Genomic DNA, 19099 nt, shown 5'->3' with positions numbered 1-19099 from the left:
AGATAATTTTCTCCTAAAGAAAACTTAATTCCCAGCAAATCCAATTCATCGTATACTTCACCTAACTGTTCCCGGGTTTTCTTGTCAAAAGCAGTTACTTTGGCACCCAGATTTACAAGAAATTTTATTAGAGGTGTATTGCTAATTCCTACTCCTAATACAGCTACATTTTTTCGGTACATGCTTTTCTTAAATATATCAAGTTTCTTATTCACGTCGTCTTATCCGTTACGCAAAACTTATAAAACTTTACAAAAACATTGTAAAAGTTTATGTTTGCTTCCTCGTTCATAGTGTCCGACCTCGGCTAACCTACTATCGTTTGATGTGACACTCCAGAGGCTTGAATTCCCGTGTAACTCACGGTACACAGCATCATAATTCGTTTTGGTGATTTATGATGCTTTATATCTTGATAAATTGATACTTGCATTCTTATCCCTGTCTATTGCAGCACCGCAACATTCACATATAAATTCCCTTTCAAACAGTGACAGTTTGGTTTTCACATGCCCACATGCTGAACAGGTTTTTGATGAAGGATACCATTTATCGGCTTCTATAAATTCAATTCCATACTTCCTGCATTTATACTGAAGCATTGTTTTGAATTCAAACAAGCCCTGCTCTGATATTGATTTTGACAGGTGTTTGTTTTTCATCATACCACTGACATTCAGGTTTTCCATAACTATCCTTGATGGCTTGGTTTTCACTATCTCGGCAGTTGCTTTATGCCTGTTGTCAGTTCTGATGTTATCAAGACGTTTGTACAACTTTTTAATGTTTTTTTCAAGTTTTATAATGTTGCCTGTTTTGACGCAACTTCCTCCTTCCTTGTTTTTTTGGTATTTGTTTGATACCTTGTGCTGCAACCTGCGCAATTTCTTTTCTAATTTTTTAACTCTTTTGGTTTTGTTGATGTTTTTAAATGTCATTCCGTTTGAGCATACAGCCAAATTCTTTATCCCTAAATCAATACCTATACTTTCGCCTGTAAGCTCAACAGCCTCTTGCTCTGCCTCAATGCCTACAGACACATACCAGTGTATTCCGTCAAACTTTACCCTTGGGTTTGTATATTTTGCATTTTCCGGTATCCTGTCTTTTTCTGAAAGTCTTACCCAACCAATTTTTTCTAATCTAACCTTGCCGTTTTTGAATTTTATTTTTTCGGTATCTTGATAAAATTTTGGCTGGCTTTTCTTCCTGCTTTTAAATTTTGGTTTATCGGCAAGCTTTTTAAAAAACTTATAGTAAGCATCACAGGCATCCTTTATGGCTTGTTTGGTTATGTTGTTGCTGTAATCATTAAGCCACTTGTATTTTTCAGTCTTCTTTAAAAACGTTAATTCTTTTCTCAAGTCTCCGTCTTTAATGAATTTGCCACCGCTTTTATAATTTTCTTCTTGTTTGGCAAGCGTCCAGTTATATGCCCATCTTGCAACTCCTGCACTCTGAAACAATTTTGTTTTTTGCTTGTTGTTGGGTTCAAGCCTGACTTTCAGGGCTATTATCATCTTCCAACAGCTCCTTTATCATTTTTTTGGCTTTATTGGCTCTCCTGCCTTGTAACTTGCAACTAAATACAGTTACAATCCGAACTAAATCTTCAACTAATTCCTGTTCTTCTGTCTTTTCTGTATTATCAATTATTTCAATAGTTGTACCGTATTTACTGCACAGGTTTTCTATCAATTCGTATCCAAATCTTAATAACCTATCTTTATACAAAACAACAATCTTTTCTACCTCAGAAGCAACAATCATATCAATTAATTGATTTAGTCCTTTTTTGTTGTAGTTAATTCCACTTCCTATATCCGTAATAACTTCAAAAGAATACCCTTTCGCTATCATATAAGACTTTACATTTTCAATCTGCCTTTCAAGGTCATCTTTTTGCTTATTACTTGATACCCTGCAATATCCTACAACTTTTCTTTTAGTTATGTTTCCGCCTTTAAAACCCAGATAATTTTGAAGCTGTTGTTGTGAATAATACCTATAACCGCTTTTCCCGATATGACTTGGCTTTAGTTTTCCTGTTTTATCCCAGTTTCTAAGAGTTTGTTGGGTCACTCCTATTAATTCTGCAAATTCTCCAATTGAATAATATTTCATATAAACACCTCAAAATTATTATACAGCATATTATAATAATTTTACAGTGTTTTGTAAACTTTTATAAAAATTCTTTAACTGTTGTTAGCCTCCTTTTTGTGTGATAAAACAAAAAGAAAAAAAGAAAGCTACTCATAACAGAGTTATAAAATAGCAACAACAAAATCTTATGCAAATCATAATACAAATATTGACAATATTCAATGGATTAAACAATATTTTTATTCATGGGCCACAAGAAATACCCGAGTGGCATGAATTATACGGAAAGAAATATTACAGGTGCGGTACTTATACCCGCAGTCTGCTGCTTTTTGACAGAGTAAAGGTAACTTTTATCATATATCGTTTTTATGACCCTATGAATGTACTTGAACGAGTCATTGCTGATTTAAAACTGTAGCAGAAAGGAACGGTGAAATATGACGTTTGAGTGCGTAAAGAAGTACGGGAAACGTATGGAAAAATGGGCCGGAAGGATTACTGCTATCAAAAGCTATGGCAGCCACATAGAACTAAGAATTGAAAGCCGCTCATCCATCTTGGTACTTATCGGACAAACTACATCCGGTCACTTCGCTTGTATGCCTGATTTTGGGGCCGGGTGTTATCTTGCCGATTTAAAGGATATATTCTGGAATACGGAAAAGCTAACGGCTTTCTGCTGCTATCTTTTCCATACTCGCTTTCATATCCTGGAAGAATTGATGTTCAAGAGTTAATAATGAAATGCCTATAACAATAGGTTTATCTTCTTTTTTTGCAGGCTCTTCTTTTTTGGCTGTTTCTTCCTTCTTTGCTGGCTGCTCAGCTTGAGCCGGTTCTGTTTTTTCTGCATTCTTTGAACCACAGCCTGCAAATAAACTCATTGATAATACAAAAGTAACTAATAACACCATGCTTTAAAACGGACCGTAATTTTTTGATGCAAAAAACTACAGTCCGTTAAGAATAGAAAAATAATAAAGAGTGAGATTAAGAAATTAGAGATAACTTTAATCTTAATCTCACTCTTTATTTTCACGCTAATTATTAACTTTATTCTCTACTTCTTCCAATATTTTATTAATGAAGCTGTCAACAGGCATAGTACCCTGGTCTCCTTCTTTTCTCGACCTTACTGCCACAGATTTTGATTCTACCTCTTTATCGCCAATTACAAGCATATAAGGTACTTTTTCAAGCTGGGCCTCTCTAATCTTATAGCCTATCTTCTCATTTCTCAAATCGACTTCCACACGAATGCCGTTTGTTTCAAATTGCTTTTGAAGCTCCAATACATAGTCATGATGCTTATCAGCAATGGGAAGTATTTTTACCTGAACTGGTGCCAGCCAGGTTGGAAACGCTCCTGCATAATGTTCAGTCAGGATGGCAATGAACCTTTCTATGCTGCCAAACACAACCCTGTGAATCATAACAGGCCTGTGCTTTTCTCCATCAGCCCCTACATAAGTGAGGTCAAATCTTTCAGGCATCTGGAAGTCTAATTGTATGGTCCCGCACTGCCATGTACGTCCTATAGAATCTTCAAGATGGAAATCAATCTTAGGACCGTAGAAAGCACCGTCTCCTTCATTTACCTTATATTTCATACCCTTTGCTTCCAGGGCTTCCTTCAGGCCCTCGGTGGCTATTTCCCATTGCTCATCACTACCCATAGAATTCTCTGGCCGTGTAGATAATTCCACATGATATTTAAAACCAAAAACTCCATAAAAATAGTCGATAAGGTCTATTACATTTATAATTTCTTCTTTAATCTGAGAAGGCAGCATAAATATATGCGCATCATCCTGGGTAAAACACCTTACTCTCATTAATCCATGTAAAGCACCTGATAATTCATGCCTGTGTACCAGACCTAATTCCGCCATTCTTTGTGGCAAATCCCTGTATGAGTGCATTCTTCTCTTGTAAACAAGCATTCCTCCCGGGCAGTTCATAGGTTTAATAGCATAATCACCTTCATCAATCTTTGTAAAATACATATTTTCCTTATAATGATCCCAGTGTCCGGAACGATGCCATAAATCTTCATTAAGGATGATAGGAGTCTTAATTTCCTGGTAACCCCTTTTTCTATGTTCTTCTCTCCAGAAATCTTCAAGAATATTTCTCAGTACCATGCCTTTAGGCATAAAGAAAGGAAAACCGGGGCCTTCTTCTAATATATTAAACAAATCCAGTTCTCTGCCAAGTTTTCTATGGTCTCTTTTCTTGGCCTCTTCCAACCTGTTAAGATATTCATCCAAATCGCTCTTCTTAGTAAAAGAAGTACCATAAATTCGCTGGAGCATCTTATTTTTCTCACTACCCCGCCAGTAAGCACCTGCCACATTTAGTAATTTAACAGCTTTTATTTTTCCTGTAGACGGGATATGCGGCCCTGCACATAGATCAACAAACTCCCCTTGTTTATAGAAAGAAATAACTGCATCCTCCGGAAGATCTTTAATCAGTTCAACCTTATAGGGCTCCCCTTTTTCCTCCATAAACTTTATAGCTTCTGCCCTTGGCAGTTCAAACCTCTCTAATTCAAGGTCTTCCTTAACGATTTTTCTCATTTCTTCTTCAATCTTCTCTAAATCTTCAGGAGTAAAAGCTTTGTCAGAGTCAAAGTCATAATAATATCCATTATCGATCGAAGGTCCTATTGCAAGCTTTGTTTGAGGAAACAACCTCTTTACTGCCTGCGCCAATATATGGGATGTAGTATGCCTAAATGCATGTTTTCCTTCATCGTCATCAAATGTCAGAAGGCTTACCTCACAATCATCTTCTAACTGATACGATAAATCTTTTACCTTGCCATTGACCAGTCCGGCAAGAGCTGCTCTGGCCATCCCTGCACTTATGCTTTCTGCAACCTGCATTACAGTAGTTCCTTTAGGATATTCTTTTATTGAACCATCTTTAAGAGTTACTTTAATCATATTTATCATCCTTTCTGTATTGTATTTGGTTTTATAATTTTATATAGAGTATATAAATACATTACATTGGGGTAAGTAGTATCATATATTCCATAAAAAAACTCCCATCCCAAACAAGGGACGAGAGTCATATTTCCCGCGGTTCCACCCTAATTGTTAAACCCACTCTAATACCCAAAACAAATATGCTTTGAGTAACGATTATAACGTAATCAACGTAACTATTCTGCTCCGAGGTGGTCTTCAGTTATTCATACCTGGTAACACTTTCAGCCATGATGTCACCTCTCTTAAGGCTGTTTATAACTTACTCTTCTCTTCATCGCATTTTAAAACGATTATATTTTACTGATATTATAATTTTAATATTAAATGTTGTCAAGGTAAAAGCTAAATAAAAAGAACTGACAGCACCGATCCTGTCAGTTCTTTTATATAATTAAAAGGAGGAAAAAATGAAAAAATTTTAAATTGTTTAGCATTGTTTGTTGGCTGTGGTATGGTTATATAATAACACATTTTAATTAATTTTATAATGCAATTTATAAACAAAATTATTTATTTTTAAATTTATTTTTTATGCAATATTACAATACTGCATAATTAGCAGGTTCAGCTAACCTTGTTCTGCATATTGTATACAAAAATAAAAACAAAATAGATCGACAGCACCGACCCTGCCGATCTATTTTATATAATTAAAAGGAGGAAAAAATGAAAAAAATTAGTTCTGTTTGTTTGTTGGTTGTGGTATGTTTATATAATAACACATTTTTTAATGAAATATAATGGAATTATTATACGAAGATAATATTAATTTTAAAGGGATATTCGTGATTTTAACGAATATCCCTTTAAAATTAATAATTTTCTCGGGCTTTATAATGAGTATGCAGCAATTTATGGGACTTATGTCCGCACGGTTCTCCAAGATATTCTTCATATAATTTTTTAATAAATGGATTTTCATGAGATTTTCGAACAGGCAGGCTTCTATCTTCGTCATATATTGCCTTTGCTCTTGCTGCTCTTAAATCAATATCCATTCTAACCTTTGCAGGTTGAATTGGCTGTCCTCCACCAGTTACACAACCTCCGGGACATCCCATAATTTCGATAAAATCATATTGTGCTTCTCCGGCTTTTACTCTATCCAGAAGCTTTCTTGCATTGCCAAGGCCGTGGGCAACAGCCGCTCTAATGGTCTTGCCTGGCAATTCAACGGTTGCTTCTTTAATACCATCAACACCTCTCACTGCATTGTATTCAATGTTGTCAATTGATTTACCGGCAAGAATTTCTGCAACGGTTCTTAATGCAGCCTCCATAACGCCACCGGTTGCACCGAAGATTACCCCGGCTCCACTTGCATCGCCAAATGGGTTATCAAAGCTTTCATCAGGCAGTGATACAAAATCAAGGCCTGCTTCTTTAATCATTCTGGCAAGCTCTCTGGTAGTGATGACCGCATCTACATCAGGATATCCTGTTGCTGCAAGTTCTTCCCTTGCACTTTCAAATTTCTTTGCGGTACAAGGCATTACAGATACAACAAATATCTTGGAAGGATCAATTCCTTCTTTTTCTGCATAGTAAGATTTTATAACAGCACCAAACATTTCATGTGGTGATTTACAAGAAGACAAATTATTTAAAAACTCAGGATAGTTGTGTTCACAGAACTTAATCCATCCCGGACTGCAGGAAGTAATCAGTGGTAAATTTTTGCCTTCCTTCAATCTTCCTAACAGTTCTGTTCCTTCTTCCATAATGGTCAAATCGGCTGCAGTATCAGTATCAAACACTTTGGCAAAACCCAATCTTCTTAAAGCAGCAACCATTTTACCGGTTACTCTTGTGCCGATTGGCATTCCAAATTCTTCACCTAATGCAACTCTCACAGCAGGAGCAGTTTGGACCACTACATGCTTTTCCGGGTCTGCAAGAGCAGCCCATACCCTGTCAGTATCATCTTTTTCTCTTAATGCGCCTACCGGACAGGCGACAATACATTGTCCACACATTGCACAAGGTACTTCGCTAAGAGGCTTGTTAAAGGCAGATGCTACAATGGTCTTAAATCCTCTTTCCTGAGCATCTATTACTGCAACTGTCTGTACATTTTTACATACACTTACACATCTTCTGCAAAGAACACACTTGTTAGGATCTCTAACGACTGAAGGAGAAAAATCATCTAACGGAAGTCTGTAAGTTTCTCCATCAAACCTTAGATCTTGTACGTTCAAATCTTCAGCAAGCTTTTGTAATTCACAATTTCTGTTTCTTATGCAAGTTAAACACTTTCTATCGTGGTTGGAAAGTATCAACTCTAAAGTTACTTTTCTTGATTCCCTTACAGCCGGTGTATTTGTTTTAATTTCCAAACCTTCGGATACCGGATATACACAAGCTGCCTGCAGGCTTCTTGCACCCTTTACTTCTACAACGCACATTCTGCAAGCGCCTATTTCATTTACATCCTTCAAATAGCATAGTGTTGGGATATCTATATTTGCACTTCTGGCAGCCTGAAGAATCGTATAATCCTTTGGCACCTGAAGCTTTTGACCGTTGATTGTTATATTCACCATTTCCATTGCTCACATCCCCCTTCTATTAGTGGTTTTTGAATATTGCCTTAAATGGGCATTTTTCCATACATACACCACATTTAATACATTTTTCTGTATCTATCTTATATGGATTCTTTCTTTCTCCGCTGATTGCACTTACAGGACATTGTTTTGCGCATATTCCACAGCCTTTACATAATTTTGCATCGATGGTGTAAACCAAGAGTGATTTACATACTCCGGCAGGGCATTTTTTATCTTGTACGTGTGCAATATACTCATCTCTAAAATACCTTAAAGTACTGAGTATTGGGTTTGGAGCTGTCTGTCCAAGACCACACAAAGCAGAAGCTTTAACATTCTTACACAATGTTTCAAGATTCTCGATATCCTCCATCGTTCCGTTACCATTAGTGATCTTTTCCAGTATCTCCAGCATTCTCTTGGTTCCAATTCTACATGGAGAACATTTACCGCAAGATTCATCAACGGTAAATTCCAGGAAGAACTTTGCAATATCTACCATACAGGTGTCCTCATCCATTACAATTAAACCACCGGAACCCATCATGGAACCAATGCTAATAAGTGAGTCATAATCAATAGGCGTATCAATCAAATCTGCCGGAATACATCCACCGGAAGGTCCACCGGTCTGAGCAGCTTTAAATTTCTTTCCATTAGGAACTCCGCCGCCGATTTCTTCAACAATTTCCCTGAGGGTTGTACCCATAGGAATTTCTACCAACCCGGTATTGTTAATTTTACCACCTAAGGCAAATACCTTTGTACCTTTGCTTTTTTCGGTACCGATACTTGCAAACCACTCCGGACCTTTTAATATGATCTCTGGAATATTAGCATAAGTTTCAACGTTATTTAATAAAGTTGGTTTAGCCCATAAACCCTTTATAGCAGGGAATGGCGGCCTTGGCCTTGGCTCCCCTCTATGTCCTTCTATGGAGGTCATAAGTGCAGTTTCCTCGCCACATACGAATGCACCGGCACCTAATCTTAATTCAAGGTCAAAGCTAAAATCGGTACCAAAAATATTTTTACCTAACAAGCCGTATTCTTTTGCCTGGCTAATAGCAATTTCCAATCTTTTAACGGCTATTGGATATTCAGCTCTGATATATATATATCCCTGGTTTGCTCCAACAGCATATCCTGCGATTGCCATTGCTTCTATTACACTGTGCGGGTCACCTTCCAACACGCTTCTGTCCATGAATGCTCCCGGGTCACCCTCGTCAGCATTACAACATACGTATTTCTGGTCTCCTTGTGCCTTGGCTGTGAATTCCCATTTAAGTCCTGTTGGGAAACCGCCGCCTCCTCTACCGCGAAGGCCGGATTTTTTCACAACGTCAATAACCTGTTCCGGAGTCATTTCAGTCAATACTTTGCCCAGAGCTTTATAACCATCAAATGCAATATATTCATCAATATTTTCCGGATTAATAACACCGCAGTTTCTTAATGCGACACGCATTTGTTTTTTATAGAAATCTACCTGATTTAAAGACTTAACAGTATTGTCGTCCTGTATTGTTTCTTTATATAAGAGCCTCTTTACAATACGGCCTTTTAGTAAGTGCTCTTGTACTATTTCTTGTACATCTTCAGGTTTAACCATGCTATAAAAAGCACCTTCCGGATATACAATAACAATTGGACCTAAAGCACATAAACCGAAACATCCCGTTTTAACCACTTTTATCTCTTTTTCTATGTTATTCTTTTTAAGTTGTTCTTCCATTTCCTTTATTATCTTTTCACAGCCTGAAGAAGTACATCCCGTACCGCCACAGACTAAAACATGAGATCTTACCAATTCCATTGAAAACCCTCCTTTTCACATATTTATTTGTCCGCTGCACCGATAGTATATTGTATACACGGCTTGCCGTTAACAATATGTTCATTTACAATTTGAGCTGCTTTTTCAGGCGTCATTTTTACATAGGTTACCTTCTCCTGTCCTGGCACGTACACTTCTACAACCGGTTCCAACCTGCATACGCCAATACAGCCCGTCTGTGTTACAGTAACATTTTGAAGACTTCTCCTTGCTACTTCTTCCATAAAAGCATTTAATACCGGTCTAGCTCCTGCTGCAATACCACAAGTAGCCATGCCAACAACTACTCTGATGCCATCTTCACGCTCTTTTCTCAAGTTAACCTTATCCAGCGTCCTCTTTCTGATTTCTTCCAATTCAGCTAAACTTTTCATTATGATACACCTCCATATAAACTTGTTATTCCCTCAGTTAAACAGTCCTTCATCCATGAAACCACTTCAGTATTATTAATATCAACTTCTTTAATTACCTGCTTGATTTCACGGGTATCAAATTCAAAGCAATTTTCATTGACTAGATGCTTATATACAAAATCTATAAGCGGATTACATACAACAAGGGTTAACACCGTTTCGACCATATTTCCTAAAGGTGCCCTGTCAATATGGCTGTGCAAAAACCGCGCTTTTACTTTAGTGCCTTTGCCCGGTTCAGAAGAGATTTCAACTCCCCCACCACACAACTCAGCTGCAGACTTTAGTAAAGATATACCTAACCCGACTTTGCGAGTAGATCTTGTAGTTACAAATGGGTCAGATACGGTTTTTAATAATTCCTGTGTCATACCCTTTCCATTATCAGTTATACAAAACTCTAAAATATCTTGTTTTAAATCTTCCTTAACCTCTATTGCTATTAATGTTGCATTAGCAGATATGGAATTTTGTACAATATCCAGTATATGCAACGAAAGTTCTCTCATAGTTTTTTAACCTTTTTATCCATTCATCAATACTTTTCCAATATTCCTTCTATATCATCTACCGATAATCTGCCATATACATCATCATTAATGGTTAACACCGGTGCCAATCCACATGCTCCAATACAGCGGGTAGCATCTAATGAGAACTTACCATCTTCTGTACATTCACCAACATCAATTCCGAGCTTCTCTTTAATCTTATCAATGATTGGTCCGGCACCTTTAACATAACATGCTGTTCCAAGACATACACCGATCTTGTACTTTCCTTTTGGGTTTAAAGAAAACTGCGTATAGAAAGTAACTACACCATAAATTTCTGTCAGGGGAACATTTAATCCTTTTGAGATAATCTTCTGAACTTCCAAAGGCAAGTAACCATATATTTCCTGAGCCTCATGAAGGACAGGAATCAATGCACCTTTTTTATCTTTGTGTTTTTCAATGACTTCGTAGAGTTTTTGCTCTTGTTCTTTTGTGCCAACACACGAACAACACTTTTGCTCACTCATTGTAAACCCTCCTTAATTTAACCATGTACATATTGTTATAAAATTAACATTCTTATTTCATCTTTCATTATACCAAGTTATTGTTAAAAAATCTACATTTTTATATAAAAATTTTTTTACTAAAATATAGATTTTTTATTACGAAGAAAATTTAAAAGACAGTCAATCGTTTTATCTGCCATCTCAATTGATTCATCCGCTTCAGATATATCATACAGGTGATGGGCATCGGAATTGCTAATAATTGTGTATCTTCCAATATCAGGATTCTCTCTTAGGAATTTATCTCTATCAGTGCATTTTGATATTTCCACTGTAGAAAATTCCAGTTCTTCCGGAATAAAACCAAGGTTCGCAATAATACTAAATGATTTACGGTCAATATGAGAAGGGATGGTAACTCCTCCCAATTTTTCAACTTCATTTTTAATTGCATTTATAGATAATGAAGTGGCAGTTACCAGTAATTTATTGTTATATCCTACAAATTCATCATTAGTATCATATAATATCTGGTACCCAAAGATATCAGGTCTATTGTCCAGCTTCGGCAAATGCTGCTGTACTAATTGTTCCATTTGATTTGCAGCTTGGACAGTTGGAAACAAACATACCATATGAACTTCTTCACTCGATTGTACTTCCATTCCGGGTATTACGATGATATCCTTTCCCCGTGCACATTCAATTGCCGCCTGTACATTACCTGTCGCATTATGATCAGTAATGGCAATAAAATCCAATTTTTTTAATATCGCCATGTTTACAATATTATTAGGCGTCATATCGTCATCAGCACAGGGTGACAATGCGGAGTGGATATGAAGGTCTATAAAGTATTTCATATGAAATCCTTAAGTATAGACGCTAATTGAAATGAATTTAACGATGAAGAAAGTACTGGTATGTTTTGTTGGTTTGCTTTTGCAATTGTCTGCGCATCAATTTCTATATCCTCCGGAATAATAATACAGGCTACTTCAGTTAACACTGCTACTGCTATAATGTTAACATTGGTCTGTACCGTTATCCATATGTTACCTTTCTGCGCATGAGTCATAACCCAACTTAAAAGGTCACATATATAACAGCCCTGGACCTCTTTTTCCATATCTTCTCCACCTGCAACAATTTTCAAATTAAATTGATGAACTAATTCTTTTACAGTCATCATTTTTCTCCCCCTATTCATTTAGCGTGAAACAATAAATTTGAAAAATTCATTAGGGTTTGCTGTTTGCCTAGAATTACCTTGATAATAAAATTTTATCACTTTAATGAAGGTTTGTCCATCAAATTAAAAGACAAAAGAGCCGGATTACCCAGCTCTTTCACTTTGTATTGAATCTAATTCTTTTTCACTCTCAATGACACCAATCTCTATTTCAAATTCCTTCACTTCTCCCGGGCAGATAAATAGTAACTCACCGCGTTTGCGGGCTTCGGCCCTGCCTTCGGGATACCATGTGCCGGGTTCGAGGCCTACCACATAATCTCCTTCGCCCATTTGCTTCCATTCTATCAGATAAGGAAGCTGGTACTTGTTAAATTTTACATAAGCACCCATTCCCCCGCTCCCTAAAGCTTTATTAAATAAGCATGCATAGGTTGTACCGTTTGCATCTGCTGTTATGTCATGATAAAATACCTGTTCTCTATAACCATGAGTAGGTTCCTGAAATACATTATAACTTTGTATTCCTTTCTGCGCTTCTGCATCTCTTGCTCTCACAGTTGCCTCAGGTGTTACTAATATTGTTTCAGTACTTACAACAGGATATCCAAAGTTACAGTGGTAAAGCAGCATAAGAGGTTGTTCATTAAACCCGCAATTCTCTACAGTATCTTTAATATGTAATTTGTTCTCACCCAGCTTGGCAGTAATCTCCCTGGTCAACGTGATGTTTTCCCCAAATACCCGGCTTTCCCTTACCTTGCCTCGAATTTTAATAATAAACTCATCATCTATCCACTCATTATACACCGCTACGTCTTCTGCAGGAATATTACTAACACGCCCATGCAGTCCAAGGTTTTGCCCTTCATCATTACACGGAGCCCCCATATACGTCAGTCCACAGGTAGTCAATAAACCTGCAAAAAAATTTCTTAAAAATCCCAGTCCAGGCTCCTCATAATAAGCGGGTGAAACAACACCTGTCTTCGAAATAAATCCTAAAGCCATCCCTTTATATTCAGCCCATGCAATATCCATGCCCCTGTCCGGTAAAACTGTAAAGCTAAATCCTGAACCGGTCTTGACATCAATTGCATGTACACCTTTTGCTTTCCCGGATGCCAATACATATTGTTTGGCACCTGCTACCTGCGAAATATCACCTATTCGTTTCATCAGCTCTTGTTTTGTGAATTGCTTTCCATACAATTTTGCCATTTTGCATCCCCCCTTATTATTTTCCATATTTATCCATAAAATCCAGTATTTCCTCTAAACATTTAATACCATTGGAAGCTCCAACCTTCATTACACAGTGAGTACCAACAGCATTTGCAAACTTCCCGCACTTATATAAATTCCACCCTTTCACAATACCGGTTAGAAAACCTGCAACAAATGAATCTCCCGCTCCGGTGGTATCTACAGGTTTAATATCAGTATAGGTAGGAATAGTGTATTTTTCTCCATCCTTGCTCTTGATGAAGCATCCATTCTTACCAAGTTTAATAACTGCCAGTTTTACACCTTTAGAAAGAAATACATCAGCCATTTCTTCAACATCTTTCTTTCCACTTATCATTTCAGCTTCTTCTATACTTGGGATAAAAAGATCTAAATGCGGTAGACATGGGCCTATTGCACTCATCCACCTTCCGGTAGTATCCCAAGCAGTGTCCAGCACGGTATAAATATCTTTTGCCTGAGCCTTTTTCAAAACCCTGGCTGTAGGCTCTCCGTCAAATTTAGGCAATAACAATGCTCCGGCTATAAATAAAATTTTGGATTTCTCTATTATAGAAAAATCTATATCTTCTTCAACAAACTGGGCATTAGAACCAAGACAATGAATAAAGGACCTCTCCCCTTTGCTGCTGACAATAACGACAGAAGCGGAAGTATTTAATCCATCCTCTATTTTCAGTCCCTCAACATTTATATTAAATTTTTTCAGCTCGCTTGCAATATAATTGCCAAAACCATCATTTCCTACTTTACCAATAACAGCCGTTTTTATTCCTATTTTAGCCAGGTCTATCGCTGTATTGGTGGCACAACCTCCTGTATGAAGTTCCAGCTGATCAACAAGCTGTAATTTCCCTTCTTCCGGCAAAGTATCAACTGTCTTTGCTATAGCATCCGCAACAAGAATTCCTAAGCAGGTTACATCAAACATATTTTTTCCTCCTTATGATAGCTACCATAGGTACATTAATTTATTTGAAGTTTCATGCCTTATTACTACTGCCAAACAATCTTATCTTTTTTACAACTTCTTTTTTTATACCTTCTACTGTTGCATTGATAAGATTAGGGTAATGTACTTTCTTTACAGGAATCATATTGAGTTCTTCCATAACTTTTCTTGTAACTGTTTCAACAATAAATTCTTTTTTATTTTTAGCTGTTGCATAATCATCACTATCGCTCAAATAGCCTAACTCTGTCCTTAGTGTGTTTACAGCAGATAAGGACATATCAGTAAAAATATTAATTTTACTAATACCATTTCTTATACAATTTCTGAAATCATCATCAGATAAGCCAGAACCACCATGTAATACCAATGGCACATTAACCCTTGCCTTTATATCCTTTAACCTCTTTAAATCCAATTTAGGCTTGGTTCTATATTCTCCATGAGCAGTCCCAATAGCAACAGCAAGCGCATCAATACCCGTCCTTGCAACAAAATCAGCAGCTTGTTCTAAATTAGTATAATGGGATTCATAACTATCGTCACCCCCACCTTCCGCTCCACCTACATGACCTAATTCTGCCTCTACCGATGCACCAAAAACTTTTGCTATTTTTACGTACTCTGCAGTCGTTGCAATATTTTCTTCATACGGAAGCGTAGAGCCATCAAACATAACTGAAGTAAAACCTAGGTGCATAGCTTTAACAATCAGTTCAAAAGTCATGCCGTGATCAAAGTGGACAGCTACAGGAACTTTGGCCTCCTTTGCTGCTTTTACCATGATAGGTGCCAGGGTTTCCAGAGACCCGTAAGGAATATGAACTTCTGCAAGGCCTATAATTACCGGAGATTTTTCTTGTTCTGCCGCTCCAATGATTGCTCTTACCATTTCTAAGTTGATGGTGTTGAACAAACCAACAGCATATTTCTTTTCATCCGCATCTTTTAAAATTTCTTTCAACGTTACTAATGCCATATTTAAGTTACCCCTTTACAATAAGTTTTTATAGCAAGTTATAATAGTTGTTAATTTAACGTTAATTTTCTAATATTATGATAACATGTAATGTAATTTTTGTAAAGTTTAATATTATCGTGCAAATTATTTTTTAACAATATGGTGTTTAATTTATGTAATATTGACATTTCTTCTAACAAATGATACAATAAATCTTACATTAAAGGAGCGTGCACTATATGTCTAATCAACGCAGAGAATTCGTATTGTCCTTAATTAAAGAAAAGGGTGAGATTCGCTTAAGCGAGCTGAAAGAATTGTTCCCTACAGTTTCAGAGATGACCCTCAGAAGAGATTTGGATTATCTTGAAGAAGCTGGTTTGGTATGTAGAACACATGGTGGAGCAAAGATACTTGAGACCCCTGAAAAAGATGAATTTGAATTTTCTGAAAGAATTGTTACCAATATTGAATCTAAAACATTAATAGCCCATCATGCTCTAAAACTGTTAGAACCGAACCGCTCTATATACCTGGATGCTGGCAGTACCTTGATGGCATTTGCAAAACTAATACCTGACATAAATCTTTATGCTATTACCAATGCCCCCAACATTGGTCTTGAAATTATGAAAAGAACAAATACCGAGGTAATCTTTTTAGGAGGAAGTTTGAATAAAGCTGCAATCTCAGTTACCGGACCTTTTGCTTTAAACTCCCTGGAAAGTTTAAATATTGATATTGCATTTATTGCAACAGGCGGCTTTTCCTTGGAAAATGGTTTTACCAACCCATATATTAACGAATGTGAATTGAAAAAAAAAGTGATCAAAATTGCTAGAAAAGTTATTGTAATGCTGGATCATTCCAAAATTAATCGAAATCTGCCTTTTACATTTGCAAAGTTAGAAGATATAGATGTACTGGTTACTGATAAGCCTCTGCCCCAAAATATACTTGATGAGGCAAAGCAGAAAGGTATAGAAGTAATATATTAATATAATAGTGGATTGCGGGTGGTGGCACGCCATCATCTAATAAATTCTTATTCTTAATCTCAATCTATATAGAACACAATAATGATTTTGCATTGGAATTGCAATTAGTTCTGGGTTCGGAGCTTGGAGTTCTGAGTTAAAAACTACATCAATGAGAATCTCCGGGCTCCGAACCCAGAACTGAAACTCTACTGCAATTGTTATAGTATGCAAAATACAGAAGTTAATGTAAGATCTTTGGTGCGTTCAATATAAATCTCAATTTCATTCTTCACTTTTTCTAAAAGGCGGAGGCATTTTACCCTCTAATTCCATCATTTCCCTTGCCAACATTCTGACCTGTTCTCTTAGCTTAAAGATACAGTCCGTTTCATTGGCAAAACCTCTGACAATATCTTCCGCAAGTGCACGACAGCTGGGTGCACCACATGAACCACAGTCAAGTCCGGGCAAATCGTGATAGATTTTTTCAAGAGTTTCCATTTTTTTCATTGCCTCTATCATATTGCTGTCCAGATTCATAACCGGTTTATAAGTTATTGGATTAGTCCATGATACATCTATTTCGCTAAAATCATCAAATTTGCTAATCAGGGAATGGCGAGTAGTTAATTTTGCTATTTTCTTTACGCTATTTTTCGCTACAAAACTGTTCTCTACAGTAAGTGGTCCGCCTACGCATCCTCCAGTACATGCTAACAACTCAACAAAATCTATATCGGTTAATTTCTCATCTTCCAGCTCTTCCAATACTTTGATAACATTATGGATCCCATCTACAGCTATGGTTTGTTCGCTTCCCAGTGCTACACTTTCTCCACCGCTATTGGCCCAACATATCCCATTTATCCCGGCACAGGATAATGTCTCAATATTGTCAATCTTATTAATAATAGGCATCAATTTTAAATAGACTTCTTTCATAGAAATCACGCCATCTACAAAAGAATTATCCAATCCTACCGGAACTTTGGAACTGGTAACTTTGGCAGCACACGGGGTGATAAAAAAAACACCGATTTCTTCATGCTGCAAGCCCATCGTTTTTGATATGGCACGTTTTGTTATTCTTGCTGCAACTTCCATAGGAGATTTAACAGGTACGATATTATTTATAAGATTAGGAAATTTTACCCTGATTAATCTTACTACTGCAGGACAAGCAGACGAAATAACCGGTTTCTGAATTTTTTCTGAAGCAATAAGGTGTTTAGTAGCAAGGGTTACAATCTCAGCTGCTTTTGCAACTTCAAATACATCATCAAACCCAAGTCTCTTTAATCCGGTAAGAATAACATTGATATCCCATACATTTTTAAACTGCCCGTATAATGAAGGAGCTGGTATAGCAACTTTGTATTTATAGTTAAAAATAGTTTCAAATGGGTCTGTTATCGCCTTTTTGGCACGATAGGGACATACCCTGATACATTCCCCACAATCAATACACCGTTCTTTGATGATTTTCGCTTTCCCATTTCTTACTCTTATCGCTTCAGTAGGGCATCTCTTTATACAATTAGTGCAGCCTTTGCACCTTTCTTTGTCTAAGGTAACTGAATGAAAATACTGAGACATATCATCACACTTTCTTTTATTTTACTTTAACTATCATCTCAACTTTTGTGCCTTTTCCTACTTCAGAAATAATGTCTAAATAGTCAGTATATTTTTTCATATTTGGCAGGCCCATTCCCGCTCCGAATCCCAACTCTCTTATATTGTCGGGAGCGGTGGAGTAACCTTCCTGCATTGCTAGTTCAATATCAGGAATACCAGGTCCGTCATCCTGAAGAACTACTTTTATTTGTTCAGGGGTAATTTCAACGTCAGCAATTCCACCATTTGCATGAATCACCATATTCATTTCACCTTCATACATAGCAATAGAAACTCTTCGAATGATTTCAGGACTAACCCCTAATTGCTTCAGTATCCTTTTCACATTGCTTGACGCTTCTCCTGCTAACGAAAAATCTTCTCCATCTACCTCATAATGTAAAGAGATTACATTCTTTTCATCTGTCATATCTAATCATCAAGCCTCCTTGCCAGTAAGTCCAGCACTGTATAGAAGCCCGCATGCAATATATAAAGGATGTTTTGTAGTAAGAAGGACCATATCTTTTTCTTTTGCCAGTTTTATTATCTCTTTATCTGGTACTTTTCCTCTTACAAAAGCGATAACCCTTATATCCATCATTTCCGCAGTCCTTACCACCTGAGGATTGACCAAACCGGTAAGCAAAAGTGCCTGATCCTTTACAAAAGCAAGCACATCACTCATTAAATCAGAACCACAGGCTGATACTACTTCAATATCTAGAAATTCCTCTCCCGTTAATACTTCTGCATCTAAAATTTCTTTTATTTTATCCAACCTCATAAAAACAACCCTTCCAAAATATTGGTTATCGATACAAACTTATCTACTTAAAATAAGGTGTTATAAAAACCCTTGTAATGATATATCCTAAAATCATCGAAATAATTGGAATAATGATAAAAAAGCAAATAAATATGTTCATCCTGATTTCTTTTTCTAACTTATATTTCTTCAACCTGTTTAATCTCAAGTAAATTACCCTCGCCTTATCATAATGTATTAAAAACAAGTTATCAATCCTATATTGAAATTATACCATATTTAGAGAAAAAGTAAAAATGAATTCTTTAGAAGCTTTTTGCTTTGTAGCACTTTTTTATAAAAAAAATACTAAAAAAATTACCAGCTTATGGGGTTTAAGGGGCGAAGCCTCTTTAAATTTATCATCCGGGGACATTTCCTCCTTGAAAGGAATACCCCTAACTCTGCGGATGCATATC

General features: G+C 36.7%; 20 protein-coding genes, 1 pseudogene and 1 other annotated feature. Of the genes and pseudogenes, 3 read left to right on the top strand and 18 right to left on the bottom strand.

Translation table 11 applies throughout. The features are described from left to right. The 3 genes and pseudogenes from murD to CIB29_RS01945 form a co-directional block, all read right to left on the bottom strand. A pseudogene (gene murD / locus CIB29_RS01955) lies at window positions 1-182 on the bottom strand (UDP-N-acetylmuramoyl-L-alanine--D-glutamate ligase); the annotation flags it as partial. Window positions 183-395: 213 nt separating this feature from the next. Beyond that, window positions 396-1520: an RNA-guided endonuclease InsQ/TnpB family protein gene (locus CIB29_RS01950; protein ID WP_094546260.1), complete on the bottom strand. Its 1125-nt coding sequence runs from the start codon at window positions 1518-1520 to the stop codon at window positions 396-398. Further along, on the bottom strand, window positions 1492-2124 hold the full coding sequence (locus CIB29_RS01945) for an IS607 family transposase (protein WP_094546258.1): 633 nt from the start codon (window positions 2122-2124) through the stop codon (window positions 1492-1494). Before CIB29_RS01945 ends, CIB29_RS01950 begins: the two co-directional genes overlap by 29 nt. A gap of 169 nt (window positions 2125-2293) precedes the next feature. Here CIB29_RS01945 and CIB29_RS18820 point away from each other — a divergent pair, with 169 nt between their 5' ends. After that, window positions 2294-2527 carry a hypothetical protein gene (locus CIB29_RS18820; protein WP_198543708.1) on the top strand — a complete coding sequence of 78 codons (234 nt, stop codon included), beginning with the start codon at window positions 2294-2296 and terminating at the stop codon, window positions 2525-2527. 19 nt (window positions 2528-2546) lie between these two features. Beyond that, a complete protein-coding gene (locus tag CIB29_RS19735) occupies window positions 2547-2846 on the top strand; it encodes a DUF6618 family protein (RefSeq protein WP_479724514.1) in 300 nt (99 codons plus the stop codon). On the opposite strand, the gene CIB29_RS01940 is transcribed toward CIB29_RS19735, so the two are convergent. The 12 genes from CIB29_RS01940 to CIB29_RS01885 form a co-directional block, all read right to left on the bottom strand. Next, window positions 2775-2993, bottom strand: a complete 219-nt coding sequence (locus CIB29_RS01940) for a hypothetical protein (RefSeq protein ID WP_094546256.1) — start codon at window positions 2991-2993, stop codon at window positions 2775-2777. The two genes, CIB29_RS19735 and CIB29_RS01940, sit on opposite strands and share 72 nt — an antisense overlap. Before the next feature lie 156 nt (window positions 2994-3149). Next, window positions 3150-5060, bottom strand: coding sequence for a threonine--tRNA ligase (gene thrS, locus CIB29_RS01935; protein WP_094546254.1), 1911 nt, complete (start codon window positions 5058-5060; stop codon window positions 3150-3152). Window positions 5061-5173: 113 nt separating this feature from the next. Further along, window positions 5174-5392: a binding site (T-box leader), on the bottom strand. Window positions 5393-5920: 528 nt separating this feature from the next. Further along, window positions 5921-7660: an NADH-dependent [FeFe] hydrogenase, group A6 gene (locus CIB29_RS01930; RefSeq protein WP_094546252.1), complete on the bottom strand. Its 1740-nt coding sequence runs from the start codon at window positions 7658-7660 to the stop codon at window positions 5921-5923. A 19-nt stretch (window positions 7661-7679) separates the two neighbouring features. Continuing rightward, entirely contained in the window at window positions 7680-9479 is a 1800-nt protein-coding gene (gene nuoF / locus CIB29_RS01925; protein ID WP_094546251.1) for an NADH-quinone oxidoreductase subunit NuoF, read from the bottom strand. A gap of 23 nt (window positions 9480-9502) precedes the next feature. Continuing rightward, window positions 9503-9874: a (2Fe-2S) ferredoxin domain-containing protein gene (locus tag CIB29_RS01920; protein ID WP_094546249.1), complete on the bottom strand. Its 372-nt coding sequence runs from the start codon at window positions 9872-9874 to the stop codon at window positions 9503-9505. Next, window positions 9874-10425, bottom strand: a complete 552-nt coding sequence (locus tag CIB29_RS01915; protein WP_094546247.1) for an ATP-binding protein — start codon at window positions 10423-10425, stop codon at window positions 9874-9876. The genes CIB29_RS01920 and CIB29_RS01915 overlap by 1 nt, the downstream gene beginning before the upstream one ends. A gap of 26 nt (window positions 10426-10451) precedes the next feature. Continuing rightward, a complete protein-coding gene (locus CIB29_RS01910) occupies window positions 10452-10940 on the bottom strand; it encodes an NADH-quinone oxidoreductase subunit NuoE family protein (RefSeq protein WP_094546245.1) in 489 nt (162 codons plus the stop codon). A 119-nt stretch (window positions 10941-11059) separates the two neighbouring features. Then, a complete protein-coding gene (locus tag CIB29_RS01905; protein ID WP_094546243.1) occupies window positions 11060-11785 on the bottom strand; it encodes a PHP domain-containing protein in 726 nt (241 codons plus the stop codon). Beyond that, window positions 11782-12114: a DRTGG domain-containing protein gene (locus tag CIB29_RS01900; protein WP_341444351.1), complete on the bottom strand. Its 333-nt coding sequence runs from the start codon at window positions 12112-12114 to the stop codon at window positions 11782-11784. Before CIB29_RS01900 ends, CIB29_RS01905 begins: the two co-directional genes overlap by 4 nt. Window positions 12115-12258: 144 nt before the next feature. Then, entirely contained in the window at window positions 12259-13335 is a 1077-nt protein-coding gene (locus tag CIB29_RS01895) for an aldose 1-epimerase family protein (RefSeq protein ID WP_157910180.1), read from the bottom strand. A 16-nt stretch (window positions 13336-13351) separates the two neighbouring features. Next, window positions 13352-14293, bottom strand: a complete 942-nt coding sequence (locus tag CIB29_RS01890) for a carbohydrate kinase family protein (RefSeq protein WP_094546239.1) — start codon at window positions 14291-14293, stop codon at window positions 13352-13354. A 52-nt stretch (window positions 14294-14345) separates the two neighbouring features. Further along, window positions 14346-15293 (bottom strand): class II fructose-bisphosphate aldolase, encoded by a 948-nt coding sequence (locus tag CIB29_RS01885; protein WP_094546237.1) that lies wholly within the window; start codon window positions 15291-15293, stop codon window positions 14346-14348. Window positions 15294-15514: 221 nt separating this feature from the next. Here CIB29_RS01885 and CIB29_RS01880 point away from each other — a divergent pair, with 221 nt between their 5' ends. Beyond that, window positions 15515-16273, top strand: a complete 759-nt coding sequence (locus tag CIB29_RS01880) for a DeoR/GlpR family DNA-binding transcription regulator (protein WP_094546235.1) — start codon at window positions 15515-15517, stop codon at window positions 16271-16273. Between the two features lie 264 nt (window positions 16274-16537). Here CIB29_RS01880 and CIB29_RS01875 read toward each other — a convergent pair whose 3' ends face one another. The 3 genes from CIB29_RS01875 to CIB29_RS01865 are packed head-to-tail and all read right to left on the bottom strand — an operon-like array spanning window position 16538 to window position 18659. Continuing rightward, window positions 16538-17851, bottom strand: a complete 1314-nt coding sequence (locus tag CIB29_RS01875; protein WP_094546233.1) for a [Fe-Fe] hydrogenase large subunit C-terminal domain-containing protein — start codon at window positions 17849-17851, stop codon at window positions 16538-16540. 16 nt (window positions 17852-17867) lie between these two features. Then, a complete protein-coding gene (locus CIB29_RS01870) occupies window positions 17868-18302 on the bottom strand; it encodes an ATP-binding protein (RefSeq protein ID WP_094546231.1) in 435 nt (144 codons plus the stop codon). A 9-nt stretch (window positions 18303-18311) separates the two neighbouring features. Then, window positions 18312-18659 (bottom strand): hypothetical protein, encoded by a 348-nt coding sequence (locus CIB29_RS01865; protein WP_094546229.1) that lies wholly within the window; start codon window positions 18657-18659, stop codon window positions 18312-18314. Window positions 18660-19099: the final 440 nt, after the last annotated feature.

It is taken from the genome of Petroclostridium xylanilyticum, from assembly GCF_002252565.1.
In the GTDB taxonomy this organism is placed as follows: domain Bacteria; phylum Bacillota; class Clostridia; order SK-Y3; family SK-Y3; genus Petroclostridium; species Petroclostridium xylanilyticum.
The sequence above is the reverse complement of the archived record's forward strand: the minus strand, read 5'-3'. Positions and strand labels throughout refer to the sequence as shown.